Origin of the sequence: Lysobacter antibioticus HS124, assembly GCF_000336385.2 — a bacterium.
In the GTDB taxonomy this organism is placed as follows: Bacteria; Pseudomonadota; Gammaproteobacteria; order Xanthomonadales; family Xanthomonadaceae; genus Lysobacter; species Lysobacter firmicutimachus.
In genome coordinates, this window is sequence record NZ_HG424479.1 from 1 (window position 1) to 9,320 (window position 9,320).

The following is a 9,320-nucleotide window of genomic DNA, read 5'->3' on the forward strand; positions in this document are numbered from 1 at the left end:
GAGGCGGGCCGTGCGCAGCCAGGCCAGGGAGGGCCTGTGCGGAGCAGCCCCGCGTCAGCTGCGTCCCATAGTGGCTCTTGATCCGAAACGGCCATGGCGTTTCTTTGGTTACTTTTGACCGAAGGTCATCCAGTAGGACGTTGTCGCCTTGGACAAAGGACAAAGAAAGTGACCCGGCCGCTTGCGGACGGAAGCTTTGCTTTAGAGCTTTAGAGCTTTAGAGCTTTAGAGCTCTAGAACTCAAGAGCTTCAGAGACCTGCGAACGACAAACGCCGTGAGACCGCAAGAGCGCGGTCGCGGCTTACGCCGCTCCTACAGGAGGCCCAGGACAAAGACGCGGCGAGCGGGAGAGCGCGCGGTCGCGGCTTGCGCCGCTCCTACCCCCGCGAGGGTTTTGAGCTTCGATTAATGACGAAGGCGTTGATTTCTCTGCGCGTCCCGTGGTCGCGGCTTGCGTCGCTCCTGCTGGGGGAGCGGCGCAAGCCGGGTCAGGACGAAGCCGCGGTTTTTTCCGCGCCTTCCGGCTCCGGCTTCGCCGCCATCTCCGGGCTGATCTTCTCGATCGTGTGGCGCAGCTCGCGGCCGAGGATGACCTTGGCGTCCTTGGCCCAGGCGTCCAGGCGCTGGTCGAAGGCCAGCTTGCTCTCGCTGTCCGGCCACACCAGCTTGAGTTCGCGCAGCTTCTGGATGAAGCCGCGGAACAGGGTCTTGTCGAAGAACTCCGGCGCTGCCGGCGCGTACAGCAGCGACAGGCGTTGCGCGGCGAGCTGGCACAGGCTTTCCAGTTCGCCGGCCGAGAGCGTGCCGGGGCCGTTCTTCACCAGCACCGAAATGGCGATGTAGTAGCGCTCGAAGGCCTGTTGCAGCGAATGGCCTATCGCGCGCAGGCGGAACACCTCGTCGGTCTGGCCGGCGTTGCGGGCCAGGATGCCGCCGTCGTCGTCGCTGACCCGCTCCAGCAGGCCTTCGCGGATGAATACCTCGACCGTGCGGGTCAGGCGCTGCGCCCACTCGTCTTCGCTCCACGGCAGGAACAGCTCGGCCTGCAGGAAGGGATACACGCTGCGGCCCAGGCGCAGCACGCCGGCCAGGCTCATGCGCCGGTTGTGCTGGAAGCAGCAGGCGATCCACGAGGCCGCGGTGAACAGGTGCAGGACGTTGTTGCGGAAGTAGCTCAGCAGCACCGCCTTGTCTTCGCCGTCGACGCCGAGCACGTCGCCGAGCGGGTGGGCGACGCGCTCGAGCACGCCGATCTCCTCGCCGTGGGTGACGATTTCCTGCGGCGTGTGCGGGGTCACCGTGACCCGGTCGGAATACGGCAGCTCGGCCAGCAAGGTCTTGCTGAGCGCGATCTGCGCCAGCAGATCGGCTTCGCCCATCGCGTGCTTGGGCGTGGACAGCAGCGCCAACGCCAGCAGGTTGATCGGGTTGACGTCGGCGGCGCGGTTGACGTTGACCTGGATCCGTTCGGCCAGGGCGTCGACGGTGTCCGACAGCCAGGCCGGCTTGTCGTCTTCGCCGATCGGCTGGCCGGTCCACTGCGGCGCATGCTCGGCGAGCAGGTCGTTGAGCCGGATCGGCTCGCCGAAGTTGACCACCACCTGGCCGTAGTTGGAGCGCAGCACCTTGGGAATGCCCCACAACAGCTGCCAGATCGATTCTTTTTCCTTCGGCTTGCCGGACAGCTCGTCGAGGTAGCTGTTGCCCTCCATGAGCTTCTCGTAGCCGATGTAGACCGGCTGGAACAGCACCGGCCGGGTCGGCTGGCGCAGGAAGCCGCGCACGGTCATCACCAGCATGCCGCCCTTGGGCGGCAGCAGCCGGCCGGTGCGCGAACGTCCGCCCTCGATGAAGTATTCGATCGAATAGCCGCCGGCGACCAGCTGCGCTACGTATTCGGAGAACACCGCCGAGTACAGCGCGCTGCCGCGGATGCTGCGGCGCAGGAAGAACGCGCCGCCCTTGCGCAGGATGGTGCCGACCACCGGCAGGTTGAGGTTGATGCCGGCGGCGATGTGCGGCGGCACGATGCCCTTGGTGTAGAGCAGGTAGCTCAGCAGCAGGTAGTCGAGGTGGCTGCGGTGGCTGGGCACGTAGACCACTTCGTAGCCGGGCGCGGCCTGCTTGAGCTTGTCCAGGTGGTGGACCAGCACGCCGCGGTAGATCCGGTTCCACACCGGGGTCAACAGGAAGCTGGCCGAACGCACCACCGGGTGCGAATAGTCGGCGGCGATCTCGTAGGCCATCGCATGGGCTTTCTTCCATGCGTCGGCGTTGCTGCTGTTGTCGCGCTTGGCCTGGTCGGCGATGGCGTCCTTGACCGGATCGGCGGCGAGCACGCGGTCGATCAGCATGCGCCGGGTCGACAGGTCGGGGCCGATCACCGCCGCGCGGATGCGGCGGAAATGGGTGCGCAGCACGCGCGAGAGCTTGCGCACCGTGCGCTCGGGCTCCAGGCCTTCGGCGACGATGCCGCGCAGCGACACCGGCGGGGCGAAGCGGACCGTGGTGTGGCGGCCGTTGAGGGCGATCGCCAGCAGCCGGCGGAAGCGGCCGACCAGGGTCCAGTTTTCCGAGAACAGCACCGAGAACCAGCCGCTGGTGCGGTCGGGGGCGCGGCCGACGAAGATCGACACCGGCACCAGCTGCACGTCCAGCGCCGGGTCGGCGCGATGCGCCTGCAGCAGGCGCGCCAACGAGCCGGAGTGGGTCTTGGACGACGGCGGGCCGGACGGGGCCAGGGTGCCGGCGTGGCGCCGCGACAGGGCGACGTAGGCGCGCTTGCGGCCGAGCGGGTCGCCCGGCAGCGGCTGCAGCGGCGACGGCAGGCCGGCCTCGCGGCAGGCGCGTTCCAGGATCAGGGCGTTGGACAGGCCGTAGTCTTCCAGCACGTAGCAGACCGGGCGGCCGTCCCATTCTTCGGCGACGTGTTCGGCCGGGTCCTTGGGCTCGATGCTGATCGACACCCACGGCGCCATCAGCTTGCCGAGCAGGCGCGCCCACCACGGTCGCGGCGCCGCCGGAGCGGCCGGGCGCAGGGCAAGGGTCGCGGCGCTCATCGGCAGCTCGGGCTGGGACGGCGGCGGCTCGGCGCCGGCCGGGGCCGCGCTCACGGCGAGCCGGGCCGCTGCGGGCTCGTCCGAAGCGGTTTCCATCGGCGCCGGTTCGCCCGCCGGCTCGTCGCTCTCGGGCGAGGCGGTCGCGGACGCAGCGATGTCGGACGCAGCGGGTTCGAAGGTCGGCGACGCGACGGGAGCGGGTTCGTCGGCGGCCTGGTCGGCCGGCGGCTGGGCTTCGGCCGAGCGGGCGGGTTCGGCCGGGTCGCCCGCTTGGGCATTGGGGAACGGCAGGGGCGTTTGTTTCGGCATCCGAATCATTATGCCTATTCGGCTTCGGCGCGCGCCTGACCCGCTGCGGCGGCGCCACCGGCCAGCGACGCGGCGGTTCAGCGCGCCGGTACGGCGGTCGCGGCCGGTGCCACGGCCTTGCCGGCACGCACGCCCGCGGCCGGCGGCTTGGCCGGCGCGTCGGCCTCGGCCTCGGCATGGCGCAGCAGGTCGCTCAGGTACCAGCGGCCGTCGCGGCGCTCGACCAGGACGTAGGCGTCGACCGCCTCGCCGGCCAGGCGGTAGCGGATCCGCACCCGGGCGGTGTCGCCGGTCTGCTCGGCCAAGCTGGCCTGGACGCTGTCCAGGGCGGCGTCCAGGTCCAGGCCGTAGCCGGTCAGCACCCGCTTGAGCCGTTCCACGAACGGCCCCAGCCGGCGCAGGCTGCGGTCCATGCCGGCATGGGCGAAGGCGTCCGGTGCGGCCAGGCCGGTCGCGCGCGCGGCCGCGACCAGCTGCGGGATCGCCTCGCGGGCGCGCTTGGAGTCGCCCAGCGGCGCGGTCTGGGCCCAGGCGCTGATCGCGACGATCAACTGCGCGTGGTGGTCGCGCTCGGTCTCGCTGTAGCCGGGCTCGTTGCGTACGTACTGGGTCGCGAACAGGCCCAGGGTCTTGGCCGCCGAGCGCAGTTCGGCGTCGGCACCGGCGAACTGGCGCCGGTAGGTCGCGACCAGGGTGCGTTCGGCGTCCTGCGCGGCCAAGGCGGCGATGAAGCTGGGGAAGCGGTCGTCCAGCGGCAGTTCGGTCAGCGGCCAGACCGTGCGGCCCTCGCTCCAGGCCGTTTCCAGGCGCGCGTGCAGCGGCGCCGGCACGGCGTGGCGGGCATAGGCCTCCAGGTCGTTGCGGCGCAGGTCGGCGACCAGTTGGGTCACCGCCTGCACCGGCTGGGTCGCGACCGGCTCCGGCGGCGACGGCGCGCGGCCGCAGCCGACCGCCGCCAGCACACCGACCAACAGCACGGCGGTCGGCAGTAGCGCGGCGCAGGCGCGTCGGACGATGGTCATCGGGTGCGGCTCCCCAGTCGCGGACCGGCATCTTGGCCGTGGGCCGGGACCGACACAAGCGGATCGGGGATCACAGCGACGGCGACGCGCACTAGTTGCCGCGTCGTGTCGGCTTTTCGCGCAAACGGCCCAAATGTAAATACGTGAATTAAATCACGTTATCGGGACTGAACAGGCACAGGACCGCCGCCTGTGACCGGCGGCTCCTTGTGTCCGTTTATGGCCGGCTATGGTGCCGGTATTGGCATGTTTTCTGCGTTGTATGAGTTTAGCCGGCAGCCTCGCCGGCACGCCCGCAGCGCGATCCGCGCAAGGAGAACCGATCCATGCGTTCCGCCTCGCTCCGTTCCGTCGCCGTCCTCGCCCTGCTCGCCGCCGCCGCGCCCGCGCTGGCCGCCGACGACAGCACCACCTTCGACGTCACCATCACCATCACCAGCAGCTGCACCATCAGCGCCACCGCGCCGACCGACGTCAATTTCGGTTCGGTCGCCTCGACCGCGACCAATGTCGATGCGCAGGGCCAACTGGTCGTCACCTGCACGCCCGGGACGGCCTACACCATCGCCCTGGACAACGGCCAGAACGGCAGCGACGTCAACAGCCGCAAGATGAGCGACGGCACCACCGAGGTGCCCTACCAGCTCTACCGCGCCGCCGCGCGCGGGTCCGGCGACGTCTGGGGCAGCACCACCGGCAGCGGCGGCAACGTCCTGGCCGGGTCCGGCTCCGGCGCGGCGCAGAACATCCCGGTCTACGGGAGGACCCCCAGCGCCAACTTTCCCGCTGCGACTTATAGCGACGTGGTGACCGCCACGATCACCTATTGACCGGGCGCCGATGCGCGGCCGTCGGCCTGCCACCGCCGTCCGCGGCCTGGCCGCAGCGTTGTGCTGCGCGGCGGGATTCGCGCTCGCGCCGGCCGCCGGCGCCGGCGGGCTGCAACTGACCCCGACTCAACTGACCCTGAGCGCGCGCAGCCAGGCCGACGGGCTGTGGCTGATCAACGGCGGCGACCGGCCGCTGCAGGCCCAGGTGCGAGTCTTCCGCTGGGTCCAGACCGACGGCGAAGAGCGCTTCGAACCCGGCCGCGCGCTGGCGGTGAGCCCGCCGATGCTCGAGCTGGCGCCCGGCGCGCGCCAACTGGTGCGGGTGATCCGGCTCGGCCCGCCGCCGGCGGAGGAGGAAAGCTATCGCCTGATCGTCGACGAACTGCCGCCGGCCGAAGGCGAGCGCAAGCCCGGGCTGCAATTCGTCTTGCGCTATTCGGTGCCGGTGTTCCTGGCCCCGGCCGGCGACCCGGCGATCGCGCCGGCGCTGAGCGCGCAACTGCGCTTCGAAACCGACCGCCCCAGCCTGGAATTGCTCAACCAGGGCCGCCGGCACGCGCAGGTGGCCGATCTGGTGTTCGTCGACGCGCAACAGCGGCGCCACCCGATCGCCGCCGGCCTGCTCGGCTACGCCCTGCCCGGCCAACGCGTGCGCTGGCCGCTGAACGCTCCGGCCGAGCTGCTGCGCGGCCCCGGCACCCTCAAAGCGAGGATCAATGGCGAACCCACCGAGCAGGCCCTGGCGCTGGACCCGCCGGCTCGCTGATGCCATGACGGCCGGCCTGCTCGCGGCGATGCAGCCGATGCATGCGGCGGAGCCGCCGCCGCTGCTCGCCCGTGCCGGCGAAGCCCAGGCCGCGAGCATGCCGCTGTATCTGGAAGTCAGCCTCAACCAGGGTCCGTACGGGACGCCGCAACCGTTCGAGCTGCGCAGCGGCCGCCTCCACGCCAGCGTCGCCACCCTGCGCGCGCTCGGCTTCGTTCTCGCCGAGCGCGACCCGGCCGAGGTCGTCGCCGTGGACGGCCTGGCCGGCGTGGTCGTGCGCTACGACGCCGCACTGCAACGGGTCGCGATCGACGCGCCGCTGGCGCAGCTGTCGCTGGCCACCACCCGGCTCAATCAGCCCGGCCTGGACCTGCCCGAAGCCACCGCCTCGCCCGGCCTGCTGCTGAACTACGACCTCTACGCCAGCCGCGACCGGCGCAGCGACAACGTCACTGCCTATGCCGAACTGCGCGCGTTCGGTCTCGGCCCGGGAGTGTTCAGCCAGACTGTCGCGACCCGCCACTACCGCAACGAGGACGCACCGCGGCGCACCGACTCGGTGCGCCTGGACAGCACCTGGCGCTGGTCGGCACCGGCCTCGATGCTCAGCCTCAGCGTCGGCGACGTGGTCAGCGGCCGGCTCGACTGGACCCGGCCGCTGCGCCTGGGCGGCCTGCGCCTGGGCCGCGATTTCGGCTTGCAGCCGTACCGCATCACCACCCCGCTGCCGACCTTCGCCGGTGAGGTCGCGGTGCCGTCGGCGGTGGATCTGTACGTCAACGGCCTGCGCCAGTACAGCGGCGAGCTGCCGCCGGGCCCGTTCCAGCTCGCTACCGTGCCCGGCATCAGCGGCGCCGGCAGCGCCCAGATCGTCATCACCGACGCCTTCGGCCGCACCCGCCAACTCGACTTCCCGTTCTACGCCGCGCAGCAATTGCTCGCGCGCGGCCTGTCCGACTGGTCGTTGAGCCTGGGCCTGGCACGCGAGGACTATGCGCAACAGTCGTTCTCCTACGGCGATTCGGCATTGGCCAGCGCCGAACTGCGCTACGGCCTGAGCGACCGCCTGACCGTGGAAGCGCACGGCGAAGGCGGCGACGGCATCGCCAACGCCGGATTCGGCGCGGTCGCCCTGCTCGGCCGCGCCGGCGTACTGAGCGGTTCGCTCGCGCACGGTCGCGACGCGCGCGACGGCCGGCCTTGGGAACGCAGCGGCTGGCAGTACGCCGCGGCCTACAACTGGGGCAATGGCCGCTTCAATGTTTCGCTCGACAGCCGCCGCGCCGAGCGCGGCTACCGCGACCTGGCCTCGCGCTACGGCCTCGGTCCGGCACGGGTTAGCGAACGCGCCCTGCTCGGTTGGAACGACGAGCACCTAGGCAGCGTCGGCCTGAACTACGTGCGCCTGGCCTATCGCGACGAAGACGGCCGCCGCCAGGCGCCGGCGCGTTACGCCGGACTGCATTGGAGCCGCAGTTTCGGCGGTCGCGCCCACCTGAGCCTGAGCTACAACCAGAACCTGGATCTGGCCTCCGACCGCAGCGCCTACCTCGGCCTCAGCCTCGACTTGGGCGAACGCACCCGCCTGGCGACATCGCTGCAGCGCGATCGCGGCCGCGATCAGGCGATGCTGGACGTTTCGCAGCCGGTGCCCGGCGACGGCGGCTTCGGCTGGCGCCTGCAGGCGCGCGGCGGCGACGGCGCCGAAGGCGGGCTGGCCGAACTGGGCTGGTTGAACTCGGTCGGCCGCTTCGGCCTCGGCGTCGCGCGCGTCGCGGACCAGGACTACGCCTACGCCAGCGGCAGCGGCGCATGGGTGTGGATGGGCGGCCACGCCTTCGCCGCGCGTTCGGTCAGCGATGCCTTCGCGGTGGTCTCCACCGACGGCGTCGCCGGCGTGCCGGTGCTGCTGGAGAACCGTCCGATCGGCCGCACCGACGCCGACGGCATGCTGCTGGTGACCCCGCTCAACGCCTGGCAGCGCAACCGCCTCGGCATCGACCCGATGGCGCTGCCGGCGCAGTGGCGGGTCGATCGGGTCGAAGCCCAGGCCACGCCGCGCGACCGCTCCGGCACGGTGGTGCGCTTCGGCCTGACCCCGGTCCGCGCCGCGGTGGTGGTGCTGCACGACGCCGCCGGCCGACCGCTGCCGCCGGGCAGCCGGGTGCGCAGCGACCACGGCGAAGACGCCTGGGTCGGCTACGACGGCGAGACCTATCTGGAAGCGCTGCAGGACGACAACCGCCTGCGCGCGACCGCGCCGGACGGCCGCATCTGCCAGGCGCGCTTCGCTCACGCCGACGGCAGCGACGGCATCGCCCGCATCGGTCCGTTGACGTGCCGCGCGGAGGCGCCGCGATGAACGCCCCGGTCCGCACGCTCGTCGCGCTCGCGCTGCTGTGGCTGTCGCTGTCGATCGCGCCGGCGGCGCGCGCGGCGACCACCTGCAGCGCCTCGATGACCGACCTCAACTTCGCTCCGAGCAACGGCGGCGTGGTCGACGCCACCGCGACGCTGACCGTCACCTGCTCGACCTTCGGCCTGTCGCTGCTGGCCAACGCCAAGGTCAACATGTGCGTGAGCATCTTCAGCGGCACCGACGGCGGCGGCACGCTCAATCCGCGCAGGATGATCAACAGCTTCGGCGATCCGCTGCAGATGCAGCTCTACACCGATGCCGGACGCAGCGCGATCTGGGGCGCGCGCGGCAACGCCACCGTGCCGAACTTCCTGCCGCTGCAATTCAACTACTCGGTGCCGGTGCTGGGCGGCAATCAGACCCTGACCGCGACCCTGTACGGCCGCATTCCGGCGCAAAGCGGGCTCAATGCCGGCACCTACCTCAATCGCTTCACCGCCGCCGCCGACACCAAGATCGAATTCCGCTACGACGAAGTGCTGCTCGGCAATGCGACCATGCCGACCTCCTGCACCGCAGGCGGCAGCGCCGGCACCTCCAGCAGCTTCCCCTTCACCGTCAACGGCTCGGTGCCCAACGCCTGCACCCTGACCCCGAAGCCCGTGCCGGCGCTGGGCTTCGGCAGTACGCCCGGCTTCATCACCGGCAACATCGACCAGACCACCAGCATCGGCCTGGTCTGCACCGGCCGCACCCCGTGGCAGATCGGCCTCAACAACGGCCTGCACGCCAGCGGCAATGTGCGCCGCATGGCCAACGGCAGCGGCCAGTTCGTGCCCTACGAGCTGTACCGCGACGGCGGCCGCAGCCAGCGCTGGGGCAACACGCTCAACAGCGACACTCTCAGCGGCACCGGCAGCGGCACCGGCCAGTCGCTGACCGTGTACGGCCGGGTCGCGCCGCAGACCGCCACG

The 9,320-nt window shown here is 71.1% G+C and carries 6 protein-coding genes; 4 read left to right on the top strand and 2 right to left on the bottom strand.

What is annotated here, in order from left to right; genetic code table 11:
* Positions 1-489: 489 nt before the first annotated feature.
* Both plsB and TX83_RS08290 read right to left on the bottom strand, forming a co-directional pair.
* Complete coding sequence (plsB, locus tag TX83_RS08285) at positions 490-3,156, bottom strand: glycerol-3-phosphate 1-O-acyltransferase PlsB (RefSeq protein ID WP_064747493.1); 2,667 nt, start codon at positions 3,154-3,156, stop codon at positions 490-492.
* 290 nt (positions 3,157-3,446) lie between these two features.
* Positions 3,447-4,391, bottom strand: coding sequence for a hypothetical protein (locus TX83_RS08290; RefSeq protein ID WP_064747483.1), 945 nt, complete (start codon positions 4,389-4,391; stop codon positions 3,447-3,449).
* A 326-nt stretch (positions 4,392-4,717) separates the two neighbouring features.
* Between TX83_RS08290 and TX83_RS08295 the strand changes: the two genes are divergently transcribed.
* The 4 genes from TX83_RS08295 to TX83_RS08310 all read left to right on the top strand — a co-directional run.
* Entirely contained in the window at positions 4,718-5,221 is a 504-nt protein-coding gene (locus TX83_RS08295) for a Csu type fimbrial protein (RefSeq protein WP_064747485.1), read from the top strand.
* Between the two features lie 10 nt (positions 5,222-5,231).
* Positions 5,232-5,987: a fimbrial biogenesis chaperone gene (locus tag TX83_RS08300; RefSeq protein WP_064747487.1), complete on the top strand. Its 756-nt coding sequence runs from the start codon at positions 5,232-5,234 to the stop codon at positions 5,985-5,987.
* A 4-nt stretch (positions 5,988-5,991) separates the two neighbouring features.
* Entirely contained in the window at positions 5,992-8,349 is a 2,358-nt protein-coding gene (locus tag TX83_RS08305) for a fimbria/pilus outer membrane usher protein (RefSeq protein WP_087960694.1), read from the top strand.
* On the top strand, positions 8,346-9,320 hold a 975-nt coding region (locus TX83_RS08310; protein ID WP_141233420.1), incomplete at its 3' end, for a Csu type fimbrial protein. The genes TX83_RS08305 and TX83_RS08310, both read left to right, overlap by 4 nt.

Bases quoted from the DNA above. Each gene is read 5' to 3' on its own strand.
- TX83_RS08305 (WP_087960694.1), top strand. From the start codon at position 5,992: ATGACGGCCGGCCTGCTCGCGGCGATGCAGCCGATGCATGCGGCGGAG.
- plsB (WP_064747493.1), bottom strand. From the start codon at position 3,156: ATGGAAACCGCTTCGGACGAGCCCGCAGCGGCCCGGCTCGCCGTGAGC.
- TX83_RS08290 (WP_064747483.1), bottom strand. From the start codon at position 4,391: ATGACCATCGTCCGACGCGCCTGCGCCGCGCTACTGCCGACCGCCGTG.
- TX83_RS08295 (WP_064747485.1), top strand. From the start codon at position 4,718: ATGCGTTCCGCCTCGCTCCGTTCCGTCGCCGTCCTCGCCCTGCTCGCC.
- TX83_RS08300 (WP_064747487.1), top strand. From the start codon at position 5,232: ATGCGCGGCCGTCGGCCTGCCACCGCCGTCCGCGGCCTGGCCGCAGCG.